21 protein-coding genes and 2 pseudogenes are annotated in these 23,199 nt (G+C 69.6%); 9 read left to right on the top strand and 14 right to left on the bottom strand.

The window, feature by feature from the left end; translation table 11 throughout:
- Nucleotides 1-78 precede the first annotated feature (78 nt).
- A complete protein-coding gene (locus HWX22_RS00795; RefSeq protein ID WP_057928306.1) occupies nucleotides 79-354 on the top strand; it encodes a hypothetical protein in 276 nt (91 codons plus the stop codon).
- A gap of 195 nt (nucleotides 355-549) precedes the next feature.
- Here the strand turns inward: HWX22_RS00795 and HWX22_RS00790 are convergent, their stop codons facing one another.
- From HWX22_RS00790 to gtdA, 8 genes and pseudogenes are all read right to left on the bottom strand, one after another.
- Entirely contained in the window at nucleotides 550-972 is a 423-nt protein-coding gene (locus HWX22_RS00790) for a DUF6691 family protein (protein ID WP_059818919.1), read from the bottom strand.
- Between the two features lies 1 nt (nucleotide 973).
- Nucleotides 974-1,408, bottom strand: a complete 435-nt coding sequence (locus tag HWX22_RS00785; protein WP_175914838.1) for a YeeE/YedE family protein — start codon at nucleotides 1,406-1,408, stop codon at nucleotides 974-976.
- Complete coding sequence (locus HWX22_RS00780; RefSeq protein ID WP_175914837.1) at nucleotides 1,398-1,748, bottom strand: metalloregulator ArsR/SmtB family transcription factor; 351 nt, start codon at nucleotides 1,746-1,748, stop codon at nucleotides 1,398-1,400. The genes HWX22_RS00785 and HWX22_RS00780 overlap by 11 nt, the downstream gene beginning before the upstream one ends.
- Nucleotides 1,749-1,868: 120 nt before the next feature.
- Nucleotides 1,869-3,231 (bottom strand): annotated as a pseudogene (locus HWX22_RS00775) (aromatic acid/H+ symport family MFS transporter).
- A 76-nt stretch (nucleotides 3,232-3,307) separates the two neighbouring features.
- On the bottom strand, nucleotides 3,308-4,516 hold the full coding sequence (locus HWX22_RS00770) for a 3-hydroxybenzoate 6-monooxygenase (protein WP_175914836.1): 1,209 nt from the start codon (nucleotides 4,514-4,516) through the stop codon (nucleotides 3,308-3,310).
- A gap of 19 nt (nucleotides 4,517-4,535) precedes the next feature.
- Entirely contained in the window at nucleotides 4,536-5,177 is a 642-nt protein-coding gene (gene maiA / locus HWX22_RS00765) for a maleylacetoacetate isomerase (RefSeq protein ID WP_175914835.1), read from the bottom strand.
- A gap of 34 nt (nucleotides 5,178-5,211) precedes the next feature.
- Complete coding sequence (locus HWX22_RS00760; protein ID WP_175914834.1) at nucleotides 5,212-5,910, bottom strand: fumarylacetoacetate hydrolase family protein; 699 nt, start codon at nucleotides 5,908-5,910, stop codon at nucleotides 5,212-5,214.
- A gap of 95 nt (nucleotides 5,911-6,005) precedes the next feature.
- The gene (gene gtdA, locus HWX22_RS00755; RefSeq protein ID WP_059818915.1) at nucleotides 6,006-7,052 is read right to left on the bottom strand and encodes a gentisate 1,2-dioxygenase; all 1,047 of its coding nucleotides are present in this window, start codon (nucleotides 7,050-7,052) and stop codon (nucleotides 6,006-6,008) included.
- A 164-nt stretch (nucleotides 7,053-7,216) separates the two neighbouring features.
- Here gtdA and HWX22_RS00750 point away from each other — a divergent pair, with 164 nt between their 5' ends.
- A complete protein-coding gene (locus HWX22_RS00750) occupies nucleotides 7,217-8,161 on the top strand; it encodes a LysR substrate-binding domain-containing protein (protein WP_059689902.1) in 945 nt (314 codons plus the stop codon).
- A 46-nt stretch (nucleotides 8,162-8,207) separates the two neighbouring features.
- On the opposite strand, the gene HWX22_RS00745 is transcribed toward HWX22_RS00750, so the two are convergent.
- Genes HWX22_RS00745 through HWX22_RS00730 form a run of 4 tightly spaced genes read right to left on the bottom strand, consistent with a single transcriptional unit; the run spans nucleotide 8,208 to nucleotide 11,759 of the window.
- Entirely contained in the window at nucleotides 8,208-9,476 is a 1,269-nt protein-coding gene (locus HWX22_RS00745) for an FAD/NAD(P)-binding oxidoreductase (protein ID WP_175914833.1), read from the bottom strand.
- Nucleotides 9,473-9,706 carry a 2Fe-2S iron-sulfur cluster-binding protein gene (locus tag HWX22_RS00740; protein ID WP_011658575.1) on the bottom strand — a complete coding sequence of 78 codons (234 nt, stop codon included), beginning with the start codon at nucleotides 9,704-9,706 and terminating at the stop codon, nucleotides 9,473-9,475. Before HWX22_RS00740 ends, HWX22_RS00745 begins: the two co-directional genes overlap by 4 nt.
- Nucleotides 9,703-10,830 (bottom strand): FAD-dependent oxidoreductase, encoded by a 1,128-nt coding sequence (locus HWX22_RS00735; protein ID WP_175914832.1) that lies wholly within the window; start codon nucleotides 10,828-10,830, stop codon nucleotides 9,703-9,705. Before HWX22_RS00735 ends, HWX22_RS00740 begins: the two co-directional genes overlap by 4 nt.
- Nucleotides 10,827-11,759, bottom strand: coding sequence for a 4-hydroxyproline epimerase (locus HWX22_RS00730; RefSeq protein ID WP_175914946.1), 933 nt, complete (start codon nucleotides 11,757-11,759; stop codon nucleotides 10,827-10,829). The genes HWX22_RS00735 and HWX22_RS00730 overlap by 4 nt, the downstream gene beginning before the upstream one ends.
- A 248-nt stretch (nucleotides 11,760-12,007) precedes the next feature.
- On the opposite strand from HWX22_RS00730, the pseudogene HWX22_RS32335 reads away from it, so the two are divergent.
- From HWX22_RS32335 to ilvD, 5 genes and pseudogenes are all read left to right on the top strand, one after another.
- Nucleotides 12,008-12,115 (top strand): annotated as a pseudogene (locus HWX22_RS32335) (dihydrodipicolinate synthase family protein); the annotation flags it as partial.
- A 249-nt stretch (nucleotides 12,116-12,364) separates the two neighbouring features.
- Entirely contained in the window at nucleotides 12,365-13,990 is a 1,626-nt protein-coding gene (locus HWX22_RS00725) for an APC family permease (RefSeq protein WP_059525015.1), read from the top strand.
- A 70-nt stretch (nucleotides 13,991-14,060) separates the two neighbouring features.
- Nucleotides 14,061-15,653, top strand: coding sequence for an aldehyde dehydrogenase (NADP(+)) (locus HWX22_RS00720; RefSeq protein WP_175914831.1), 1,593 nt, complete (start codon nucleotides 14,061-14,063; stop codon nucleotides 15,651-15,653).
- Entirely contained in the window at nucleotides 15,646-16,668 is a 1,023-nt protein-coding gene (locus HWX22_RS00715; RefSeq protein ID WP_175914830.1) for an Ldh family oxidoreductase, read from the top strand. The genes HWX22_RS00720 and HWX22_RS00715 overlap by 8 nt, the downstream gene beginning before the upstream one ends.
- A 266-nt stretch (nucleotides 16,669-16,934) precedes the next feature.
- Nucleotides 16,935-18,794, top strand: coding sequence for a dihydroxy-acid dehydratase (gene ilvD, locus HWX22_RS00710; RefSeq protein ID WP_175914829.1), 1,860 nt, complete (start codon nucleotides 16,935-16,937; stop codon nucleotides 18,792-18,794).
- Between the two features lie 116 nt (nucleotides 18,795-18,910).
- Here the strand turns inward: ilvD and HWX22_RS00705 are convergent, their stop codons facing one another.
- Together HWX22_RS00705 and HWX22_RS00700 are read right to left on the bottom strand one after the other, a co-directional pair.
- On the bottom strand, nucleotides 18,911-19,732 hold the full coding sequence (locus HWX22_RS00705; RefSeq protein WP_175914828.1) for an SH3 domain-containing protein: 822 nt from the start codon (nucleotides 19,730-19,732) through the stop codon (nucleotides 18,911-18,913).
- Between the two features lie 33 nt (nucleotides 19,733-19,765).
- A complete protein-coding gene (locus HWX22_RS00700) occupies nucleotides 19,766-20,191 on the bottom strand; it encodes a hypothetical protein (protein ID WP_082750647.1) in 426 nt (141 codons plus the stop codon).
- A gap of 309 nt (nucleotides 20,192-20,500) precedes the next feature.
- Here HWX22_RS00700 and HWX22_RS00695 point away from each other — a divergent pair, with 309 nt between their 5' ends.
- Complete coding sequence (locus tag HWX22_RS00695) at nucleotides 20,501-22,054, top strand: sigma-70 family RNA polymerase sigma factor (RefSeq protein WP_175914827.1); 1,554 nt, start codon at nucleotides 20,501-20,503, stop codon at nucleotides 22,052-22,054.
- 186 nt (nucleotides 22,055-22,240) lie between these two features.
- On the top strand, nucleotides 22,241-23,119 hold the full coding sequence (locus tag HWX22_RS00690) for a helix-hairpin-helix domain-containing protein (RefSeq protein ID WP_059818906.1): 879 nt from the start codon (nucleotides 22,241-22,243) through the stop codon (nucleotides 23,117-23,119).
- Nucleotides 23,120-23,199: the final 80 nt, after the last annotated feature.

Raw genomic sequence — 23,199 nt, 5'->3', positions numbered from 1 at the left:
CGCATGCGCGCCCGCTTGCGGCCGCCTCATATACTGGTTATATTTACAGTACTGTATTTATGAACAGTGAGGTGCGCGATGGAACATCTGGTCCGTATCGTCAACGACACCGATCGCCAAGTGCTGGCATGGCTGCGTGCGCAGGTCGGCGACGCCCGCGTCGAGCGCGCGGCGCGCCAGCTCGGGCATACACGCAAGCCCTTCCCGTCGGCGGTATGCCGGTATCTGGGCATGAGCGCGCCGGCAACGCTGCGCCAGGCGGAACGGCCGCGTGCCGCACGCGACTTCTCGGTCGGCGATCGCTACCTGTCGCTGATCCGTCAGCATCTCGCCGCGCATGCGGTCAGCCGATGAAATCGCCGAAATCGTATCGTCGGCGCATCGCCGCGCGGCGGCCGTCCGGGGTGAACGCGGCGTGCCGGCCGGAAAATGGCGCGCGATCGCATCGATCGTCACATCGCGCTGCACGCGCAGTTGCTCGCGAAACCGGTGCAGGTGGCGATCGAACGCGCCCGAGCCGACAACTTCGGCCGCAGCAACGTCACCCAGCTACCGCCCCTTCCGCGCGTGCTCGATCCACTCGAACAACGCCATCCCGATCAGCATCGCGACGACGAACGCGATGCCCTTGGCCGACCCGAGTCCGATCGACACGATCGCCGGCCCCGGGCAGAACCCGGCAAGCCCCCAGCCGATGCCGAATACGGCGCTCCCTGCGACGAGGCGCACGGTAATCGTCCGCACGGCCGGCCACTGGATCGGCAAGCCGAGCAACGACCGCGTCCGACGCTTCGCCCAGGCGAACGCGAACACGGCAACGCCGATCGCGCCGGCCATCACGAACGCAAGCGACGGGTCCCAGCGGCCTGCCAGGTCGAGAAAGCCGAGCACCTTCTGCGGGTTGGCCATCCCCGACACGATGAGGCCGGCGCCGAACAGCAGCCCCGCAAGAAACGCGAATCCTGCCTGCATGTCAGCCTCCGATCACGTGCCGTCGCACGAATACGGTCGCAAAACCCGCGACCATGAACACCGTCGTCGCGACGATCGATCGCGCCGCGCCACGCGACAGCCCGCAGACGCCGTGACCGCTCGTGCATCCGCCCGCATAGCGCGTACCGATCCCGACCAGCAGGCCGGCCGCCAGCAACTCGCCCCAGCCCGCATCGACCTGCGGCGCCGCGGCGACACCGGCGATGCGCATCATCAGCGGCGCGGCAATCAGCCCGGCGACGAATGCGGCACGCCAGTCGCGCTCGGCGGCACCGGCCGTGAACAAGCCGCCGACGATGCCGCTGATCCCGGCGATCCGCCCGTTGAACGCAACGAGCCACGCAGCCGCCAGCCCGATCAGCACACCGCCTGCAAGCGACAGCCACGGCGTGAAATGAAGCACATCAAGCTGCATGGCGGGTCCCCTTTGCGGCCGTGCCGCAGAACTGTTCGTACAGCACGCCCATCACCGCGATCACGGCCGGGCTGTCGAGCGAATAGTGGATGTTCTTGCCTTCACGGCGCGTGCGGACCAATGCGTTGTCCCGCAACACGCCGAGCTGCTGCGACAGCGTCGGCTGGCGGATATCCAGCCGCGCCTCGAGATCGCTCACGCAGCGTTCGCCCTGCGACAGCTCGCACAGCAGCAGCAACCGGTCGGGATTGGACAGCACCTTGAGCAGCGCGCATGCCGATTCGGCGGCGGCGCGCATCTGGTCGGGCTCGGGCAGCCCGCTGGAAGGGTCGGCGTTCATGAGGGGGACCGCAAACGATTAAGGAATCTACATTATATACATTCATATAATGTAGATTCCTGCTTTCGTTCGGTGCCGTCGGAAGACGGTGCCATCGGCAATGGTCGCCTCCTGCCTCCGCTACGCCTGCTCGCCGGCAATCGCCTCGGCCGCCACCGCGCGCTTCGCGCCGGCCCGCACCGCGCCAAGCACCAGCACCGCGCCCCCGGCAATTACGCACGGCACCGCGACGAATGCGAACGCGGTCGACAACGGCAACCCCATCGCGAGCATCGCGCCGCCCGCCATCGAGCCGACGACGGACCCGCCGCGGCCGATCCCGTTCGCCCAGCTCACACCCGTGGTTCGGCATTCGGTCGGATAGAACGCGGCCGACAGCGCGTTCGCGCCGACCTGCGAGCCGGACACGCAGAAGCCGGCCGCGAACACGGCCAGTGCCGCGCCTGCCGGCGACGCGGCCAGCACCCCGATCGCCGCGACGAACACGCCCGCCGCCGCATAGCTGCACGCGAGCACGCGATGCGGATCGAAGCGATCCATCAGCCAGCCGAGCACGATCGCGCCGAGCGTGCCGCCGACCTGGAACATCGCGGTCACGCGCGCGGCCGTCTGCAGCGTCGCGCCGGTCGTGCGCAACAACGTCGGCAGCCAGCTCGACAGCAGGTAGATGACGAGCAGGCTCATGAAGAACGTCAGCCACAGCAGCAGCGTGCCGCTCAGCAGGTCGGCAGCGAACAGGCGGCCGAGCGGCGACCCGGCCGGCTTGCCGCGCGGCGCGACGAACGACGCGTGCGCGAGATCCGGGTCCGGTGCAATGCGCGTGAGCATCGCCGCGATCCGCTCGCGCGACGCGCCGGTGTTGACGAGGTAGCGCACCGATTCCGGCAGTCGCCACGCCAGCACCGGCAGGAGCAGCAGCGGCGCGGCCCCGCCGACGACGAGCACCGCGCGCCAGCCGTCGCGTTCGATCAGCGACGCGGCCGCGAGCCCGCCGAGCGCCGAGCCGATCGTGAAGCCGCAGAACATCGTCGTGACGAGCAGCGAGCGCCGCCGCGCGGGGCAATACTCGGACGTCAGCGTGATCGCGTTCGGCATCGCGCCGCCGAGCCCGAGGCCCGTCACGAAGCGCCACGCGATCAGTTCGGTCAAGCCGCCCGCAGTCGCCGACGCCGCACTCGCGATGCCGAAGCACGCGACACAGGCGAGCAGCAGGCGCTTGCGGCCGAACCGGTCGCCGAACGGCCCGAACACGAGCGCGCCGGCCATCAGCCCGGCGAGCCCCGCGCCGAAGACCGGCGCGAGCTGCGCGGGCGACAGCCCCCCATTCCGCGCGAATGACGGGAGCGATGAATCCGATCGATGCCGTGTCGAAACCGTCGATCGCGACGATCAGGAAGCACAGCACGACGATCGCGACTTGAAACGGCGCAACGCGATGCCGGTCGATCCATGCGCTGACGTCGATGGACAGCGTATCGGCCATGATGATGTCTCCTCCATGAAGGCGGTCGCGCGCGATGTCGTTGGAACGCGCGCCGCCGGATCCGGGTTGAAGCGCGTCAGTCGACGGTCTTCAGGCAATGCTCCGCGCGCCAGCCGTGCAGCCAGTCGAGCGCGTCGTAGAACTGCGCCTGCGTGCGTCCGACCCACAGCGCGTTGCGCACCTGCCGTTCGACGCCCTTCGCGTGATAGATCCGTCCCATCTCGCGCGCCGAATACAGCACGCGCGCGGTGCGCGGAATCCGCACGCGTTCGTACAGCGCGAACGCGGCTTCGAAGTCGCCGTCGGTCCGCGCGACGGCCGCGCCGAGCGTCACCGCATCCTCGAGCGCCTGGCACGCGCCCTGCGCGATGTATTGCGTCATCGGATGGGCGGCGTCGCCGAGCACCGTCGCGCGGCCCGCGCTCCAGCGCTCGACCGGGTCGCGATCGGCGGTCGCCCAGCGCTTCCACGACGTCGGCCGGTCGAGCATCTGTTTCGGCAGCGGATGGATGCCGTCGAAGTACGACAGCACTTCCTCCTTGCTGCCGTCGCGCACGCCCCAGGTTTCCCGCTCGCGGCTGTGAAACGTGACGACGAGGTTGTATTGCCGTCCGCCGCGCAGCGGATAGTGGACGAGATGGCAATGCGGGCCGGCCCACACGACCGGCGCATTGATCTGCAGGTTCTTCGGCATGTTGTCGACGTCGACGACCGCGCGGTACACGACGTGCCCCGTCACGCGATGCGCATCGCCGATCAGCGCCTGCCGGATCGCGGACTTCACGCCGTCGCAGCCGATTACCGCGTCGGCGCGATAACGTTCGCCATGCTGATCGATCACGGTCACGCCGTTGCCGTCCTGCTCGAACCCGCACACTTGCGTGCTGGTCCGGAATTCGATCAGCGGATGATCCTTGACCGCCTCGTAGATCGACAGATGGATGTCCGCGCGATGGATCACCGCATACGGGTTGCCGAAGCGTTCGCGATACGCGGCGCCCGTATCGATGCACGCGACTTCCCGCGCATCGACCGCATCCATCAGTTGCAGCCGGTCGGTGAACACCGCGCGGCCGCGCGCGGCCTCGCCGACGCCCAGCGCGTCGAGCGCATTGAACGCGTTCGCGGCGAGCTGGATACCCGCGCCGATCTCGCCGATTTGCGCGGCCTGTTCGAGCAGCTTCACGCGAATGCCCTGGCGCGCGAGCGCCAGCGCCGTCGCGAGCCCGCCGATGCCGCCGCCGATCACGAGTACGCGTCGGCCTGTATTGTTTGTCTCGTCCATGTCCGTCTCCTCCTTCGTGTTACGCGACGTAGTCCGGTTGCCGCTGCGGCTGCGCCGCTTCGAACGCCGGCTCGCGTCGCGCGTGTTCATGCACCGCGAGGCTGCGCGGATATGCGCTCACGTCGCAATCCATCCGCAGCGCGTTCGCGACCTGCGGCACGAGGCACACGTCGGCGAGCGTCGGCGCCTCGCCGAAACACCACGGGCCCGTATCCGCGCGCGCGAGCAGGCGCTCGACGCCGGCCATGCCTTCCGCGATCCAGTGCCGGTACCACGCACTCTTCTGCTGCGGCGTGACCTGCAGTTCGCTGTCGAGGTAGCGCAGCACGCGCAGGTTGTTGACCGGATGGATATCGCACGCGATCAGCGTCGCGAGTTCCAGCACGCGTGCGCGCTGCCGCGGTTCCAGCGGAATCAGCCGCGGCGCCGGATGAATCTGGTCGAGGTAATCGATGATCGCGAGCGACTGGCCGAGACGGAAATCGCCATCGACCAGCGCCGGCACCGACGCCGACGGATTCACCCGCGCGACGTAGCCGGCCTCGCGGTGCTCGCCCGTGCGGATGTTCACGGGCAGCGTGTCGTACGGCAGCCCTTTCAGCGCGAGCGCGATGCGCACCCGATAGGATGTCGAACTGTTGAAGAAGCTATGCAGTTGCACGATGTGACCTTTCGAGGAAATCGAAGAACGCGCGTCAGACCACGCGCACGGCCAGTTCGCCGAGACGCTCGACGCCGACCTTCATCACGTCGCCCTTGACCACCGCGCCGACACCTTCCGGCGTGCCGGTGAAGATCACGTCGCCCGGTTCGAGGCGAAAGAACTTCGACAGGTCGGCCACCGTTTCCGCGACCGACCAGATCAGGTGCGACACGTCGCTCTTCTGCTTCGTCGCGCCGTTGACGGTCAGCCACAGGCCGGCCTGCTCGACATGACCGACCTCGCTCGCCGGATGCACGGGGCCGATCGGCGCGGAACGGTCGAACGCCTTGCCGATTTCCCACGGCCGGCCCATCTCGCGCATCTTCATCTGCAAGTCGCGGCGCGTCATGTCGAGGCCGACCGCATAACCCCACACGTGCTCGAGCGCGCGCTCGAGCGGAATGTCGGAACCGCCCTTGCCGATCACCGCGACGAGTTCAGCTTCGTAGTGATAGTTCTGCGTCTGCGACGGATACGCCAAATCGAGCGTTTCGCCGTAGACGACCGGCACGATCGAGTCGGCCGGCTTGCAGAAGAAGAATGGCGGTTCGCGATCGGGATCGAAGCCCATCTCGCGCGCATGGGCCGCGTAGTTGCGGCCGACGCAGTACACGCGACGAACCGCGAAGCGGGCGTCGCTGCCGGCGACGGGAAGCGCCACCGGCGCTTCGGGCGGAAAAACGTAAGTCATGAACGGCTCCAGCGTAGGCAGGAAGGAACGCGCGCCGCCTCGGCGGCGCACTGGACGAATCGAGGAAATCGGGAAAATCGGGCCAGCCGGCGGCGTCAGTCGCGCGCTTCGCGCAGCAGGTTCAGCGCGGACAGCACCGGCCGGTCGGAATAGCTGAACAGCACGCTGTCGGACGACGCCGACAGCCGCACCGGCGCCCACGACGGCGCGACGAAGATGTCGTGCGGCTCGAATGCGAACGTGTCGCCGCCGATGTGCGCGGTGCCGCTGCCTTCGACGACGCAGTAGATCGTCGCGTCGGTGCTGCGATACGTGCGGCCGTCGAAGCCGGCTGGCAGGAACTGCATGAAGGTCGCGATCGTCGGCATCGGCCAGCCGCCCGTCGCGGGATTCACGTAGCGCAGCTTCACGCCGTCCCACGCGTCGAGCTCGCCGTTGCGGTACAGCGCGTCAAGGGCCTCGCGGGTGCGCGCGTACGGATAGCTGAACACCGGCGACGTCGGATCGCTCGCGCGATGGCGCACCGGCACCATGTTGTGGCCGAAGCGCGCGAAGCTGTCGCCTTCCGCGCGGCTGACGGGCTGCTCGGCTTCCGGATAGTTCTCCGCGAAGCCCGCGTCGAGGTACCCGACCAGCGGGATGTCGAGCCCGTCGAGCCACACGACCGGCTCGCCGCCATCTTCCGCCGACGGGTTGCCGTGGTCGTGCCACGCCCACGACGGCGTGATGATGAAGTCGCCCGGATGCATCGTCGTGCGCTCGCCGTTCACTGCGGTCCACGCGCCCTTGCCCTCGACGATGAAACGCAATGCCGACTGCGTATGCCGGTGGCTCGGCGCGATCTCGCCCGGCAGGATCAGCTGCAGGCCCGCGTACAGGCTTGGCGTCATGCTCGACTTGCCGGGCAGCCCCGGGTTCTCCAGCACCAGCACGCGGCGCACGGCTTCTTCCGCGCTGATCACGCCGCCGGCCTGCATCACCAGGTCGCGCACCTGCGCGTACTTCCAGATCGCGGCCTGCGCGGCCGGCTGCGGCGCTTTCGGCACGAGGTTGTGCAGCGACTCCCACAACGGCGCGAGGCGCTGTTCGGCGATCCGTGCGTAGTAGTCGGCGCGCGACGTATCCGGGTGTCGGCTGGTCATGATGTCTCCTTGGGGCGGCCGATCGCGGTCGGTGCTGTGTCGGGTCGGGGACCGCGTGCTTCAGTCCGTTAGCGCATTTATATTCGACGCAGACATACCCGGTAAAATGGCGAAATCATCTAATCCATACGATTTCGGATATACCTTCCGACACGGAGCACGCGATGGACTGGACCTACCGGCTGCGATTGCGGCACCTCCAGGTGCTGCTGAGCCTGGCCAGCACGGGCAACCTGAGTCAGTCCGCGACGGCGCTGGCGACCACCCAGCCCGCGCTGTCGAAATGGCTGAAGGAACTGGAAGAGGATGTCGGGCTGCCGCTGTTCGAGCGGCACGCGCGCGGCCTGCGGCCGACGGCTTACGGCGATGCGCTGATCGAGCACGCGCGCCGTGTGGAGGCGCAGCTCGACGTCGCGCGCGACGACATGGCCGCGCTGCGCGAAGGCGGCAGCGGTCTGGTCACGATCGGCACGTCGGGCGTCGCGGCGGCCGATACCGTACCGCTCGCGGTGTCGCAGTTGCTGAAGCGGATGCCGCGCGCGCAGGTGCGGCTCACCGAGAGCACGATGAACCAGCTGATGCCGCAACTCGCGCGCGGCGAACTCGACATCGTCGTCGGCCGCTCGGGCTCCGCGTCCGTCGATCCGCACCTGCACGCCGAAGCGCTCTACGTCGATCCGGTGGTGTTCGTCGCGCGGCCCGATCATCCGCTCGTCGGCGCGGCCTCCGTCGGCTGGGACGAGGTGCTGGCCCACTCGTGGATCGTCTGGCCGTCCGGCACACCCGTGCACAACGCGCTGCAAGTCGCGCTGACGGCCGCCGGCCGCGTACAGCCGCCGCATTGCGTCGAATCGAATTCGTCGATCCTGAACCTCACGCTGCTGAACAACACCGACCTGCTCGGCGTCGCATCGCATCGTGCCGCGCGCCGCTTCGAGCAGTTGAACGCGATCCGCATCCTGCCGATGCGGCTCGAGGGCCAGGGCGCGGTGTCGATGTACTGGCATCCGGACAGCGCGAATCGCGCGGCCGTGGCCGCCGCGATCGAGTGCCTGCGTGCCTGTGCGGCGCCGCAGGTGGGCGGATGGGAGAAAGTGAAGACGGAATGAACGGCGAGGCGGCCCGCTGCGAACCGGGCCGCCTCGCGCTGGCGCGTCAAGCGCCGTCGCAGGACGCCGTGTCGTCCAGCATCAGCGTGCCGACCCGCGCGGGCACGAGCGGCGTGCGCGGCACCGGCGGCGTCCAGCCGAACAGCGCCTGCGCGGCCGCACCGCACACGCGGCCCTGGCATGCCCCCATCCCGCAGCGCGTCTGCAGCTTCGCGGCCGTCCAGCCGGGCGCCGGCGCGACCGCGTCGAAGCGCACGTCCTCGCAACGGCACAGCAGCGTATCGGGCCGCGCGAGCCGGCGGATCGGCTCGCGGATCGCGAAGCGTTCGCGCACCGCGTCCGCGAATGCCTGCCAGCGCGCGCGCTGCGCAATCAGCCCGGCCAGCGGCGCCGTCTGCCCGGTGGCCGCGCAGCCGGCAATCTCGCCTTCGACCATCGCCAGTTCGCTGCCGCCGACACCCGTGCACTCGCCCGCCGCGAAACAGCCGTCGCGGCTCGTGCGCTGGTGCGCGTCGACCACGACCGCGCCGTTCTCGATCCGGCAGCCGAGATGGCTCGGCAGCACGGTGTTCGGCACGAGGCCGAAGCCGCATGCGAGCCGGTCGCAGTCGACCTCGAATTCACGCTCGCCCTGCCGGATCCGCACGCGTTCGAGCCGCTTGTCGCCGAACGCTTCGACGACGTGTGCGCCAGGCCGATAGGCGGCGGTGACGAGCTTCGCGGCCTGCGCGAGTTTCGACGGCCAGCGCCACAGCCCCGCGCCGAAACCGGCGACATCGCCCCACGCAGCCTGTTCGAGCACGTGCGACACCTGCGCGCCGGCCTGCCGGGCCGTCGCCGCGCTCGCGAGCAGCAGCGGGCCGCTGCCGGCGATCACGGTGCGCTGCCCGCGCACGTCGAGACCGTACTTGATCAGCGCCTGCAGGCCGCCCGCGCCGGTGACGCCCGGCAGCGTCCAGCCGGGAAACGGCAGCAGCAGCTCGCGCGCGCCGCAGCACACGATCAGCGTGCGGAATTCCAGCAGGAACCCGCGCTCGTCGTCCTCCAGCAGCAACGTGCCCGGCTGCGTCTCGGCGACGATGCGCGTGGCAGCCAGATGCGTGACGTTCGGCCGACGCAGCACGGCAAGGCGTTCCGCCGCGGCCGGCACCGGCGTCGCGGCCGCCACCTGGCGCCAGATCTGCCCGCCCGCGCGCGGGTTGTCGTCGACGATCGCGATCGTCGCGCCGCTTCGTGCGGCGGCCCGCGCGGCCGACAATCCGGCCGGGCCCGCGCCGACGATCGCGACGTCGACGCTCAGTCGTTCCTGTTTCATCGCGTGCGCTCCACCCGCATCCCGTCGCGGCACAGCGTCTGGCAAGCCAGACGGCGGCGGCCGTCGATCGTCATCCTGCACTCCTGGCAGATGCCCATACCGCAAAACGGCGCGCGCGCCGCACCCGTGCACGACACGCGCGTCGTGTCGTCGCCGCTCGCCGCGACGGCGGCCGCGACGGTCGCGCCGTCGGCCACCGTCAGCGCGCGGCCGTCCAGATGAATGATCATGTCAGCGCTCCGGCTACGGGGGACGTCGTCAGAAAACGTCCCGGCAAATACGGTTCGATGTCGATGGGCGGCCGTTCGCCGGTCATCAGCGCGGCGACGAGCCGCGCACTGCCCGGCGCGGTCGTCACGCCGAGCCCTTCGTGCCCGACCGCGAGCCATACGCCCGGCCGCGCCGGATGCTCACCGAGCAGCGGCAGACCGTCGGGGCTCGCGGAACGGAAGCCCGTCCATGCGCGAATTCCGTTCAGGTCGGCCAGATCCGGCAGGTAGCCGGCCGCGCGGCGCAGCATGCGCGCGAGGACCGGCGGCTCGACGCGCGCGTCCTCGGTGTCGAACTGGCGCGACGAGCCGATCAGCAGCTGGCCGGTGGGCCGCGGCTGCACGTTGAACGCGACCGACGTGCCGTCGCTCGCGTGCGCGCTCGCCGCATAGCCGAGTTCGACGAGCTGGTGCGACACCTGGCCCGGGTAACGATCGGTGATCAGCAGGTGGCCCTTCTTCGGGCGCAATGGCAATTCAGGCAACAGCGTGCGCGCGGCGACGCCGTTCGCGACGACCACGCGCTCCGCACGCAGCGTGTCGCCGCTCGCGAGCGTCACGCTCGGACCGTCGACCGCCACCGCACGATCGCGCCGCAACGTGATGCCCGGCGCGCGCTGCAACAGCCAGCTCGCGGCGACGGGCGCATAGAGAATCGCGTCGCCGTGGATCTTCAGCGCGCCGCCGAGGCCCGCGCGCAGCATCGGCTCCAGCCGCGCGAGCGTCACCGCGTCGATCAGCTCGCCCGCCACGCCGTGCGCGGCGAGTGTCGCCTGCTTGGTGCGCGCGAGATCCATTTCGTGCGCGTCGGCCGCGAGCCACAGCGTGCCGCAGTTGCGGTACGCGCAGCCGTCCGGCATCTCGCCGGCGAGCGCGCGCCACAATTCGATCGAATAATGGCTCAGCGCGAGCTCCGCCGCGTTGTCGTCCATCGCGACGAGGTGCCCCATGCCGGCGCCGGTCGCGCCGCCGCTCGCGTCGTCGACGACGAGCACGCGCAGCCCGCGCTGCGCGAGTTCATGCGCGCACGCCGCGCCGACGATGCCGGCGCCGATCACGACGACGTCGGTCCGGGTCTCGCTCACGACACGATGCCCCAGCCGAACGGATCGTCTTCCTCGATCAGCAGCGTCGCTTCCGCGCTCAGGTGCGCGCTGCCGCGAATCGTCGGCACGATGCCGCCGTCGGCCTGCGCGTAGCTCGCCTGGAACACGCTGCCGATCACGCTCGCCTGACGCCACACGACGCCCGCTTCGAGCTTGCCGTCGGCCGCGAGGCACGCGAGCTTCGCGCTCGTGCCGGTGCCGCACGGGGAACGGTCGTACGCATGGCCCGGGCACAGCACGAAGCTGCGGCTGTCGTGCTCGGGATCGTCCGCGAACAGTTCGATATGGTCGATCTCGCCGCCGTTCGCGCCGGTGATGCCCGCGCGTTCGAGCCCGGCACGCACCGCGGACGAATAGGCGGTCAGCGCCGCCACGTTGTCGCCGGCCACGCGCTGGCCGTGATCGCTGATCAGGAAGAACCAGTTGCCGCCCCACGCGATGTCGCCCTTCACGGGACCGTAACCTGGCACATCGACGTCGACGGCCTTCGCATGGCGGTACGCGAGCACGTTGCGCACGCTGACCGACAGGTCGTCGTGCAGCGTCGCCTCGACGGTGCCGACCGGCGTTTCGATCCGGTGCACGCCCGGCTCGATGCGGCCCATGTGATGCAGCGTGCGCACCACGCCGATCGTGCCGTGCCCGCACATGCCGAGGTAACCGCTGTTGTTGAAGAAGATCACGCCGGCCGCCGCCTCCGGCGACACGGGTTCGCACAGCAGCGCGCCGACCAGCACGTCGCTGCCGCGCGGCTCGAGAATGCACGCGGTGCGATAGCGATCGTGCTCGCGCGCGAGCACGTCGCGGCGCTCGGCCATCGTGCCGTTGCCGAGCGAGGGGAAACCGGACACGACGAGCCGCGTGGGTTCGCCGCCCGTGTGCGAATCGATGATCTGGATGCGCTTCATCATGAGCCGTTCGAAGTGGGGAAAGGAGCATAGCTTCCTCCGTCGCGCGTCCGTCCGCTTGTGGCTTTTCGATGAGGACGACGACGAAATCGGCATAGTGCGGAACGCGTGTCGCGGCCCTTGCTGCCACTGTGCCGATTTCGTCATTTTGCTCCGCGATACGGCTCAAGCGTGATGGGTGTTTGCACGGCGATACTGGTTGCACGTCGACGCGCCTGTCGTCGACCGATACGAAGCAGGAGATTGCAGTGAGCCGAAACGCCATCCAGCGGACCGGAGTTTTCCCCGCCCTCAGCCACCGGTTCGTACCGGACGCTTCCATCGCTTTCGACGCCGCGCACCGCGCCGAACGGAACGGCGCGAACCGCTGACCGATTTCCCCCCGGCGGTGCGGCGGCCTCCCCCCGTCGCATCGCCACTTCCGTGTCCGGCATGGCCGGCACGGGCCCGTTCGCCGCAGCGCCTGCCCGCGCCGCACTCGAGCGGGCCCCGGCCCTCGCGGTCGTTCGAACCGGTCGCACGCCGGCCGGCAGGCGTTGCGCCTGCTGCGCCCCAGAGCGCGGCGCAGGCCGCACCTGCCCCGATATTTCCCAGGAGACAAACCCATGCCAGGTCAAGGCAACACACACCCGTCCGTCCCGCTTTCCCGTTCCGTGCCCGCCGACGGCGGTCACGGCAAGTTCAAGAAGCAGCTGTCGCTGACCGACCTGACGTTCATCGGCCTCGGTGCGATCTTCGGTTCGGGGTGGCTGTTCGCCGCGAGTCACGTGTCGACGATCGCCGGCCCGGCCGGCATCTTCTCGTGGCTGCTCGGCGGCTTCGCGGTGCTGCTGCTCGGCATCGTCTACTGCGAGCTCGGCGCCGCGCTGCCGCGCGCGGGCGGCGTGGTCCGCTACCCGGTGTTCTCGCACGGCCCGTTGCTCGGCTACCTGATGGGCTTCATCACGCTGATCGCGTTCTCGAGCCTGATCGCGATCGAAGTGGTCGCCGCGCGCCAGTACGCGGCCGCGTGGTTCCCGGGCCTCACCAAGGCCGGATCGAGCGACCCGACGACGATCGGCTGGCTCGTGCAGGCCGCGCTGCTGTGCTTCTTCTTTTACCTGAACTATTCGAGCGTGAAGACGTTCGCGAAGGCGAACAACATCATCAGCATCTTCAAGTTCATCGTGCCGCTGTCGGTGATCGCGGTGCTGTTCACGTTCTTCAAGCCCGCCAACCTCACCGCGCACGGTTTCGCGCCGTTCGGCATGCCGGGCATCGAGATGGCCGTGTCGGCCGGCGGCATCATCTTCGCGTATCTCGGCCTCACGCCGATCGTGTCGGTCGCGAGCGAAGTGCGCAATCCGCAGCGCACGATCCCGATCGCGCTGATCCTGTCGATCCTGCTGTCCACGCTGATCTACGTGCTGCTGCAGCTCGCGTTCATCGGCAGCATCCCGACCGACATGCTGGCCGCCGGCTGGCACGACGTGAGCAAGGCCTTCTCGCTGCCGTACCGCGACATCGCGCTCGCGCTCGGCGTGGGCTGGCTCGCGGTGATGGTGGTCGCCGACGCGATGATCTCGCCGAGCGGCTGCGGCAACATCTACATGAACGCGACGCCGCGCGTCGTCTACGGCTGGGCGAAGACGGGCACGTTCTTCAAGGTGTTCACGCGCGTCGACGAGGCATCGGGCATCCCGCGTGCGGGCCTGTGGCTCACGTTCGGCCTCGCGATCTTCTGGACCATGCCGTTCCCGTCGTGGGAAGCGCTGATCAACATCGTGTCGGCCGCGCTCGTGCTGAGCTATGCGGTCGCGCCCGTGTCGGTCGCCGCGCTGCGCCGCACCGCGCCCGACCTGCCGCGGCCGTTCCGCGCGGTGGCGTTCGGCATCACCGGCCCCGCATCGTTCGTGATCGCCGCGCTGATCGTCTACTGGTCGGGCTGGGGCACGGTGTCCTGGCTGCTCGGCCTGCAGATCGTCATGTTCGTGATCTATCTCGCGTGCCGCCGCTGGGTGCCGACCGCGCACCTGAGCCTCGCCGAGCAGGTGCGTTCGTCCGCGTGGCTGATCGCGTTCTACGCGGCCATGATCGTGCTGTCCTACTTCGGCGGCTTCGGCGGCACGGGCCAGCTCGCGCATCCGTACGACACGGTCGTCGTCGCGGCCGTCGCGCTCGTCATCTACTACTGGGGCGCCAATACCGGCATCCGTTCCGACAAGCTGCAACTCGACGACGACGAAGACTGACACACCCGCTTCCCCTTTTCATTCCGGCCGGGCGCACCATGCCCGGCCCCGCATTTTCCGAGGAAAACCCATGCAACTCACAGGTCAGCTCCTGATCGGCCAGTCGGCCATCGCCGGACAGAACGGCACCCTTCACGCGATCGCCGCCGCGACCGGCGAACCGCTCGAACCCGCATTCGGCGGCGCGAGCCTGCACGACCTGGAGACGGCCTGCGCGCTCGCCGACGAAGCCTTCGACACGTATCGCGAGACGAGCCCCGAGCAACGCGCGGCGTTTCTCGATGCGATCGGCCGCAACATCCTGGCGCTCGGCGACGACCTGATCGAGCGCTGCGTCACCGAAACGGGCCTGCCGCGCGCACGCATCGAAGGCGAACGCGGCCGCACGGTCGGTCAGCTCGCGCTGTTCGCGTCGCTCGTGCGCGACGGCGGTTACGTCGATGCGCGCATCGATCCGGCCCGCCCGGACCGCAAGCCGCTGCCGCGCGTCGACCTGCGCCTGCGCAACGTCGCGATCGGGCCGGTCGCCGTATTCGGCGCGTCGAACTTCCCGCTCGCGTTCTCGGTCGCGGGTGGCGACACCGCGTCGGCACTCGCCGCCGGCTGCCCGGTGATCGTCAAGGCGCACTCCGCGCATCCGGGCACGTCCGAGCTCGTCGGCCGTGCGATCCAGCAGGCCGTGCGCGAATGCGGGCTGCCGGCCGGCGTGTTCTCGCTGCTGTTCGACGCGTCGCGCGAAATCGGCCAGGCGCTCGTCGCCGATCCGCGCATCAAGGCCGTCGGCTTCACCGGCTCGCGCCGTGGCGGCGTGGCGCTGATGAACATCGCGGCCGCGCGCCACGAGCCGATTCCGGTCTATGCGGAAATGAGCTCGATCAACCCGGTGCTGCTGTTCCCGGCCGCGCTCGACGCGCGCCACGATGCGATCGCGCCGCAGTTCGTCGCATCGCTCGCCCTCGGCGCCGGCCAGTTCTGCACCAACCCGGGCCTCGTGCTCGCCGTCGACGGCCCCGCGCTGCGCGCGTTCGAAGCCGCGGCGGCCACCGCCGTGCAGGCGACCGTCGCGCAGACGATGCTGACGCCGCACATCCACGCGAGCTATGTGCAAGGCGTGGCCACCCTGCGCGCGCACGACGCGGTCGAACTGCTGGCGCAAGGCGTGGAAGGCGGTCGCTTCCAGGCGCGCGCGGCGCTGTTCGCAACCTCGGCGGACGCATTCATCGCCCATCCCGAACTGCGTGACGAAGTGTTCGGTCCGGCATCGCTGATCGTGCGCTGCCCGGATGCCGATACGCTGCATCGCGTGCTGAAGTCGCTCGAAGGGCAACTGACGATCGCCGCGCATCTCGCCGACGGCGACGCCGCGCTGTTCGCCGCGCTGCGCCCGACGCTCGAGCGCAAGGCCGGCCGCATTCTCGTCAACGGCTTCGGCACGGGCGTCGAGGTCGGTCATGCGATGGTGCACGGCGGTCCGTTCCCGGCCACGTCCGACACGCGCACGACGTCGGTCGGCGCACGCGCGATCGAGCGTTTCCTGCGCCCCGTGTCGTACCAGGACGTGCCGGACGCGCTGCTGCCCGACGCCATCCGCAACGGCAACCCGCTGAACGTGCCGCAACGCATCGACGGCGTGCCGGCGCCCCGGGAAGCGCGCGATGTCTGAGCCGCTCGCCGAAGTCGTCCTGTCGCTCGATGAGGTCCATGCGCTCGCGCTGCGGGTGCTGACGCACCACGGGCTGTCCGATGCGCACGCGCGGGCGATCGCGGGCGTGATCACGCAGGGCCAGCGCGACGAGTGCCACTCGCACGGCGTGTATCGGCTGCTCGTGTGCGTGCGCTCGCTGAAGAAGGGCAAGGTCGACCCGCAAGCCGTGCCGACGCTGCGCCGGCTGTCGTCGTCGATCGTCGCGGTCGACGCCCATCGCGGCTTCTCGCTGCTGAGCTTCGAAACCGGCCTGCCGGTGCTCGTCGAGATGGCGAAGCAGCACGGGATCGCCGCGATGGCGATCAACCACTGCTACCACTTTTCGGCGCTGTGGCCCGAGGTCGAGGCGATCGCCGCCAAGGGGCTGGTTGGCATCGCGATGAACCCGAGCCACAGCTGGGTCGCGCCGGAAGGCGGCCGCGAGCCGGTGTTCGGCACGAACCCGATCGCGTTCGCGTGGCCGCGCCCGGACGGCGAGCCGTTTGTGTTCGACTTCGCGACGAGCGCGATCGCGCGCGGCGACATCGAGCTGCACGCGAAACAGGGCAAGGCGATCCCGCCGCACTGGGCGATCGACGCCGACGGCCAGCCGACCACTGATCCGAAGGCCGCGCTGCACGGCGCGATGCGCACGTTCGGCGGGCACAAGGGCTCGGCGCTCGCGGCGATGGTCGAACTGCTCGGCGGCGCGCTGATCGGCGACATGACGAGTCAGGAATCGATGGACTTCGACGCAGGCGTCGGCGCGACGCCGTGCCATGGCGAGCTCGTGATCGCATTCGACCCGAAAGTGTTCCTCGGCGACGATCTCGACGCGGGCCTCGCGCGCGGCGAGCGGATGTTCGCGTCGATCACCGGGCAAGGCGCGCGGCTGCCGTCGCAGCGGCGCTTCGACGCTCGCGCGCGCAGCATTGCGCACGGCGTGCGGATTCCGAAGGCGCTGTACGACGAAATCCTGACGCTGCTCGACTGACGCGCGATCGCCAGGCGCGGCTTCATCGCCGGCAGGACGGGCGATGAAGCCGCCGTCCGGTTCGACCGGCGTGTCCCGCGCCCGCGTCCAGGCGCCCAGCCCGGCGCCCGCTCGCTCGCGCCCGCGGGCGGCCGCATGCCCGGCGGCTGTGGGATAATCGACGGGTTTGCCCAGGGCGCAGCTCAAGAGGTTGTTCGCACGGGCGCGCGAGAGGCCTCCATTCCCGTGCCTCCACCCTTTTTCGCGATAATTCTTCAGCCATCACCATGCCCACATACCGTTCCAAAACCTCCACCGCCGGTCGCAACATGGCAGGTGCGCGCTCGCTGTGGCGCGCCACCGGCATGAAAGACGACGATTTCTCGAAGCCGATCATCGCGGTCGTCAACTCGTTCACGCAGTTCGTGCCCGGGCACGTGCACCTGAAGGATCTCGGCCAGCTCGTCGCGCGCGAGATCGAGGCCGCCGGCGGCGTCGCGAAGGAATTCAACACGATCGCGGTCGACGACGGCATCGCGATGGGCCATGACGGCATGCTCTATTCGCTGCCGAGCCGCGACATCATCGCCGACTCGGTGGAGTACATGGTGAACGCGCACTGCGCGGACGCGATGGTGTGCATCTCGAACTGCGACAAGATCACGCCGGGGATGCTGATGGCCGCGATGCGCCTCAACATCCCGGTGATCTTCGTGTCGGGCGGCCCGATGGAAGCCGGCAAGACGCGCCTCGCGAACCCGGTCACCAAGACCGTCGAACTGAAGAAGCTCGACCTCGTCGACGCGATGGTGATCGCGGCCGACCAGTCGTATTCGGATGCCGACGTCGCCGAAGTCGAGCGCTCGGCCTGCCCGACCTGCGGTTCGTGCTCGGGCATGTTCACCGCGAACTCGATGAACTGCCTGACCGAGGCGCTCGGCCTGTCGCTGCCCGGCAACGGCACGGTCGTCGCAACGCACGCGGATCGCGAGCAGCTGTTCAAGCGCGCCGGCCGCCGCATCGTCGAACTGACCCGCCAGCACTACGAGCAGGACGACATGCGCGTGCTGCCGCGCTCGGTCGGCTTCAAGGCGTTCGAGAACGCGATGACGCTCGACATCGCGATGGGCGGTTCGACCAACACGATCCTGCACCTGCTGGCGATCGCGCAGGAAGCCGGCATCGACTTCACGATGAAGGACATCGATCGCCTGTCGCGCATCGTGCCGCAGCTGTGCAAGGTCGCGCCGAACACGAACAAGTACCACATCGAGGACGTGCACCGCGCGGGCGGCATCATGGCGATCCTCGGCGAGCTGGACCGCGCCGGCAAGCTGCACACCGACGTGCCGACCGTGCACGCGCCGACGCTGAAGGATGCGCTCGACCAGTGGGACATCGTCCGCACGGAAGACGAAGCGGTCCGCACGTTCTACCTGGCCGGCCCGGCCGGGATCCCGACGCAGGTCGCGTTCAGCCAGGACACGCGCTGGCCGAGCCTCGACCTCGACCGCGCCGAAGGCTGCATCCGCTCGTACGAGCATGCATTCTCGAAGGAAGGCGGCCTGGCCGTGCTGACCGGCAACATCGCGCTTGACGGCTGCGTGGTGAAAACGGCCGGCGTCGACGAAAGCATCCTTGTGTTCGAGGGTTCGGCGCACGTGACCGAATCGCAGGACGAAGCGGTCGAGAACATCCTGAACGACAAGGTCAAGGCCGGCGACGTGGTGATCGTGCGCTACGAAGGCCCGAAGGGCGGCCCCGGCATGCAGGAAATGCTGTACCCGACGAGCTACATCAAGTCGAAGGGCCTCGGCAAGGCATGCGCGCTGCTGACGGACGGCCGCTTCTCGGGCGGCACGTCGGGCCTGTCGATCGGTCACTGCTCGCCGGAAGCGGCAGCGGGCGGCGCGATCGGCCTCGTGCGCGACGGCGACCGGATCCGCATCGACATCCCGAACCGTACGATCGACGCGCTGGTGTCGGATGAGGAACTCGCGCGTCGCCGCGAAGAGCAAAACGCGAAAGGCTGGAAGCCGGCGCAACCGCGCCCGCGCAAGGTGTCCGCGGCGCTGAAGGCCTATGCGAAGCTGGTGATGTCGGCCGACAAGGGCGCCGTGCGCGACCTGTCGCTGCTCGACGACTGACACCGGACGACGGGCCGCGCGAACGGCCCGCGTGCGTGATTCGGAAGCCGCTCCTCGGAGCGGCTTTTTTTCGTCCGGCGCCGGCCCGAAGCCGCGGCACCGGCGCCGTCAGTCGATCAATGACGGAACTCGTCGGTGCCCCATCCGCCTCCACCGCCGCCGTGGTTCCCACCGCCGCGGTTCCCGCCGCTGTTTCCACCGCCTTGCGGCCGTGCGCCGTAACCGCCGCCGCCCTGATACGTGGGCGGCGCCATCATCCGGGCCGCACCACCGTTGGGCGCGGGCTGCTGCGCCGGCTGCTGCGGCTGCGGCTGCGGCTGCGGCTGCGGCTGCGGCTGACGGGCGCCGGGCATCGGCGCAGCCTGTTGTGGCGCCGGCGCGCGGTTCGGGCCGTTCCAGCCACCGCGCGTGGCCGACGGCCGTGCATCATGCCGCTCGGGCGCCCCACCGCCCGGCGCGCGCTGGTTCGGCCCGCCCGGCTGCGGGTGTCCGTAAGCGGGCGGCATCCCGCCGGGACCGACGCGCGGCTCGGCACGACGCTCCCAGCGGTCGCGATCGTGAAACCACGGCCGATGGCGGTAGTAGCGGTCCCAGTACGCGCCGATCGCGAAGCCGGTCACCGGCACGCCGATGATCGCGCCGTATTCGAGCAACGGTACGTAATTGCCTTGATACGGATAGTCGAGCTGCTCCGCGTCGATCCAGCCGCGCACGCCCGGCAGCGCAACGTCGCACCACGAGTAGTCGCTCAGGCAGCCGAACACGTCCAGCGCGGTGCCGGGCGGAACCTGCGCGACGACCGGATAATCGGGTGCCGGCCCCGCATAGATTTCGGCCGGCGAGTTCGTGTAGGCGCTGCTTTGGGCGTCGGCGATGCCCGGCACCGCGGCGATGCCGAACAGGACGACGCACAAACTTCGGATGATCGTGTTGCTCATGATGCTCTCCCGCGCGGTGCCACCGCGCGTCGGTCAGTGTCGATGGCCCCCGCCCCCATGCCCGCCTCCCCAGTGACCGCCGCCCCACGGACGGTGCCAGTATCCGCCCCGGTAGCCGCCGCCCCAATGCCCCCAGAAACCGAGGCCGATCGTGACGGGCGGCCCATACCAGCCCGGGTAGTACGCGGGATAGTAGGCCGGGTAAGGCACATAGGCCGGCGCGACATATACCGGGGCCGGTACGTAGGCGTAATCGTCTGCCGGCGGCGGCACCGCGGGCGTCGACGGCGCGACCGGTGCGGCGGTTGCCGGCGCCACCGGGATTTCTCGCTGCGACACCGTGGCAGGCACGGGTGCGTAATACGGTGCATAGCCGTATGGGCTGGTGTAATAACAGCCGCTCAGCGCGAACATGGCCAGCGCCATGACGGCAGGCCGCGCGGCGGGAATCGGGTTCATTCGAGGCTCCGCAGGGAATCGGTGCGTCGCCGCGTGGCGCGCGCCTGACTCTAGCTTACGTCCCCCGCATATTTCTGCGGGTTTGATCCGTTACTTTTTGTTTCGCGGCAACAAGAACGGGGCGCGACCGCGCGGGCATGCCGCATGCTCGCGCGTCAGCCACGCCGGCGTTGAAGTTGGCGCAAATGCCCTCAAGTTGAATATCGAGTCAGGCTGGCCGGCGCGGACGGGTGTTCGCGGCCCCCGGGAGCCTGAAACCCGCGGACTTCGGCCCGCCCAGACAGGAGCGCGGCTCGCGCCGCCATCGACATGACTACGCCACGCCCCACGCTTCGGGCGGACACGCCCCTCGATCCGATCATCCAGCTGCTGGCGCTCGCCGGCGAACAGGGTTATCTGACGCACGCCGACCTCGTCGACGCGCTGCCGCCGGAAAGCGACAGCCCCGACGCGCTGGACGTCGTGCGCGCCGCGCTCGCGGACATCGGCATCGCCGTGCTCGACGAGCCCGCCGCGCCGGCGCCGTTCACGGGCGCGGCACCGGTCGACGTCGATCGCGACGCCCTCGACGAGGGCCGCGCGCTGCTTGGCGATCTCGCGCGCGGCACCGGCGCATCGACCGATCCGCTCGCCCTCTACATGCGGCGCATCCATGCGGTGCCGCTGCTCAAGCGCGAGGACGAAATCGTGCTTGCCCGCGAGATCGAAACGGGCCGCCATCAGATCCTGCACGCGCTGGCCGGCTGTCCCACGGCCGTCGAGGCGTTGCTCGCGCGCCATGCCGCAACGCGTGCAACCGCCGCGACCACCGACGAAGGCGACGACGGCGGCAATGACGCTCAGGCGCCTGCGCGCTACGACACGCTTCAAGGCGCGGTTGCGACCGTGCGCGACGCATTGCATGCGCAGGGCTGCCGCTCGGCCGAGTACCGCGACGCGCGTAACCGCCTGGCCGCGCTGCTCGGTTCGCTCGCATGGGTTGCACCGGCCGTCGACGAAGCGAGCCGCGTCGTGCGCGCGCTCGCCACTGCCCCGGTCGAAGCTGGAGCGGACGCCACCGCGGGCGCCGATGCCGCGTGCTTCGATCCGGTCGCGCGGCGCGCGCTCGGCGCCGCGCTGAGCGACGGCCAGCAAAAAGTGCGCGACGGTACGCGCGCGATGCTCGAGGCGAACCTGCGCCTCGTGCTGTCGATCGCGCGCAAGTACATGAACCGCGGCGTCGACCTGCCGGATCTCGTGCAGGACGGCTGCCTCGGCCTGATGCGCGCGATTGAGAAGTTCGAATACCGGCGCGGCTTCAAGTTCTCGACCTACGCGACCTGGTGGATCCGGCAGGCGGTCGCGCGCGCGGTGGCCGACCGCTCGCGCACGATCCGCGTGCCCGTGCACGTCGGCGACCAGTACCAGCGCGTGCAGCGCCATGCGCTGCGCTTTCGCCAGCGCACGGGCCGCCGCGCGACGCCGGCCGAACTCGCGGCCGAGACCGGGCTCGCGGAGGACAAGCTGCGCGCCGTGCTCGCGCTGCCTGCCGAGCCGCTGTCGCTCGACACGCCGCTGCCCGACGCGGATACCGGCCTCGTCGATCTGCTCGAGGACCAGGCATCGGCGAGCCCGTTCGAGCGTCTGGCCGACACGCGCATGCGCGAATGCGTGACGTCGCTGCTGCGCTCGGTCACGCCGGCCGAGGCCGACGTGCTGCGCCGGCGGTTCGGCCTCGGCGGCGCCGAGCCCGACACCTACGATGCGATCGCGCAGGACGCGGGGATGTCGCGCGAACGCGTGCGGCAGATCGAGAAGCGCGCGCTCGCCACGCTGCGCATGGCCGCGGAGGCCGAGGGCGCGCAGTCGTTCCTCGACGCGTAACGGGTCGCGCGCTCGTGCTGCACGCCGGCACGAACGCGCGCGGGACCGGTCCCGCCCGTGCAACGTTTGCCGTTGACGCACATCAATTTTTGCTCGTCGCTTGCCGTGACAATGTGCTGAAATAAGAGGTGGACCGGGGCGTTGCGCGCCGTGTCCATTCCGTTTGCACATCTCCGGGCTCCGCACATGCAAACGACCATCGGCCAAACACACGAGGAAAACCGGCAGATCGCGGCCTGCCTGCGCGAGGCCGCGCAGTTGCTTGCCGACCAGGGCGCGAATCCTTATCGGGTTGCCGCCTACCGCGCATCGGCCGATACGATCGAGTCGCTCGAAGACGGTATCCGCACGCGGTTCGACGCGGGCGGCGTCGATGCGCTCGACGCACTGCCCGAGGTCGGCACGGGCGTCGCAGAGGCGATCGCCGAACTGCTGGTGACCGGACGCTGGCGGCTGCTCGACCGGCTGCGCGGCGACGCGGAGCGCGCATCCGCATTCGAAGCCGTGCCGGGCATCGGCCACGCGCTCGCACTGCGGATTCACGACCAATTGCACATCGATACGCTCGAGGATCTTGAACGCGCGGCCCGCAGCGGCCAGCTCGAGGCGATTCCGGGCGTCGGCCCGCGGCGCGCGGCCGGCATCCGCGCGGCGCTCGACGACGTGCTGAGCCGGCGCCGGCGCTGGCAAGGCCACGCACGCGACGCCAGCCTCGGCACCGAGCCGCCCGTCGAACTGCTGCTGTACATCGACCGCCTGTACCGCAACAAGGCCGCCGCCGGCATCCTGCCCACGCTCGTGTCACGCCGGCTGAACGCGGATGTGAGCATTCAGCCGCCCGTGATGCACATGACGAAAGGCGGCTGGCATTTCACCGCGCTGTGCCCATATCCCGCGCGCCCGCAAGAGTCGGGGCGCACCGCGGACTGGGTCGCGCTCTACTTCTATGATGCGTTGCAATGCGAGAACCAGCGGACCGTCGTCACCGAAACGCTCGGCTCGCTCGTCGGCAAGCGCATCGTGCGCGGACGCGAGATGGAATGCCGCGTGTATTACGCGGGATGAGGCGCTCGTGGCGCCAGCCGTGGCGATGCGGCCGCCCCGTGGCGCGCTCGAGCGTCCACGCTTCGGCAAACCGGACCGCC

The organism is Burkholderia sp. BCC1638 (genome assembly GCF_902833195.1).
In the GTDB taxonomy this organism is placed as follows: Bacteria; Pseudomonadota; Gammaproteobacteria; order Burkholderiales; family Burkholderiaceae; genus Burkholderia; species Burkholderia diffusa.
This window is presented reverse-complemented; position numbering and strand designations above follow the sequence as displayed.

Bases quoted from the DNA above. Each gene is read 5' to 3' on its own strand.
- HWX22_RS00725 (WP_059525015.1), top strand. From the start codon at position 12,365: ATGCCAGGTCAAGGCAACACACACCCGTCCGTCCCGCTTTCCCGTTCC.
- ilvD (WP_175914829.1), top strand. From the start codon at position 16,935: ATGCCCACATACCGTTCCAAAACCTCCACCGCCGGTCGCAACATGGCA.
- HWX22_RS00750 (WP_059689902.1), top strand. From the start codon at position 7,217: ATGGACTGGACCTACCGGCTGCGATTGCGGCACCTCCAGGTGCTGCTG.
- HWX22_RS00745 (WP_175914833.1), bottom strand. From the start codon at position 9,476: ATGAAACAGGAACGACTGAGCGTCGACGTCGCGATCGTCGGCGCGGGC.
- gtdA (WP_059818915.1), bottom strand. From the start codon at position 7,052: ATGACCAGCCGACACCCGGATACGTCGCGCGCCGACTACTACGCACGG.
- HWX22_RS00715 (WP_175914830.1), top strand. From the start codon at position 15,646: ATGTCTGAGCCGCTCGCCGAAGTCGTCCTGTCGCTCGATGAGGTCCAT.
- HWX22_RS00785 (WP_175914838.1), bottom strand. From the start codon at position 1,408: ATGCAGCTTGATGTGCTTCATTTCACGCCGTGGCTGTCGCTTGCAGGC.
- HWX22_RS00730 (WP_175914946.1), bottom strand. From the start codon at position 11,759: ATGAAGCGCATCCAGATCATCGATTCGCACACGGGCGGCGAACCCACG.
- HWX22_RS00780 (WP_175914837.1), bottom strand. From the start codon at position 1,748: ATGAACGCCGACCCTTCCAGCGGGCTGCCCGAGCCCGACCAGATGCGC.
- HWX22_RS00760 (WP_175914834.1), bottom strand. From the start codon at position 5,910: ATGACTTACGTTTTTCCGCCCGAAGCGCCGGTGGCGCTTCCCGTCGCC.
- HWX22_RS00720 (WP_175914831.1), top strand. From the start codon at position 14,061: ATGCAACTCACAGGTCAGCTCCTGATCGGCCAGTCGGCCATCGCCGGA.
- HWX22_RS00790 (WP_059818919.1), bottom strand. From the start codon at position 972: ATGCAGGCAGGATTCGCGTTTCTTGCGGGGCTGCTGTTCGGCGCCGGC.
- HWX22_RS00690 (WP_059818906.1), top strand. From the start codon at position 22,241: ATGCAAACGACCATCGGCCAAACACACGAGGAAAACCGGCAGATCGCG.
- HWX22_RS00770 (WP_175914836.1), bottom strand. From the start codon at position 4,516: ATGGACGAGACAAACAATACAGGCCGACGCGTACTCGTGATCGGCGGC.
- HWX22_RS00795 (WP_057928306.1), top strand. From the start codon at position 79: ATGGAACATCTGGTCCGTATCGTCAACGACACCGATCGCCAAGTGCTG.
- HWX22_RS00740 (WP_011658575.1), bottom strand. From the start codon at position 9,706: ATGATCATTCATCTGGACGGCCGCGCGCTGACGGTGGCCGACGGCGCG.
- HWX22_RS00700 (WP_082750647.1), bottom strand. From the start codon at position 20,191: ATGAACCCGATTCCCGCCGCGCGGCCTGCCGTCATGGCGCTGGCCATG.
- HWX22_RS00695 (WP_175914827.1), top strand. From the start codon at position 20,501: ATGACTACGCCACGCCCCACGCTTCGGGCGGACACGCCCCTCGATCCG.
- HWX22_RS00705 (WP_175914828.1), bottom strand. From the start codon at position 19,732: ATGAGCAACACGATCATCCGAAGTTTGTGCGTCGTCCTGTTCGGCATC.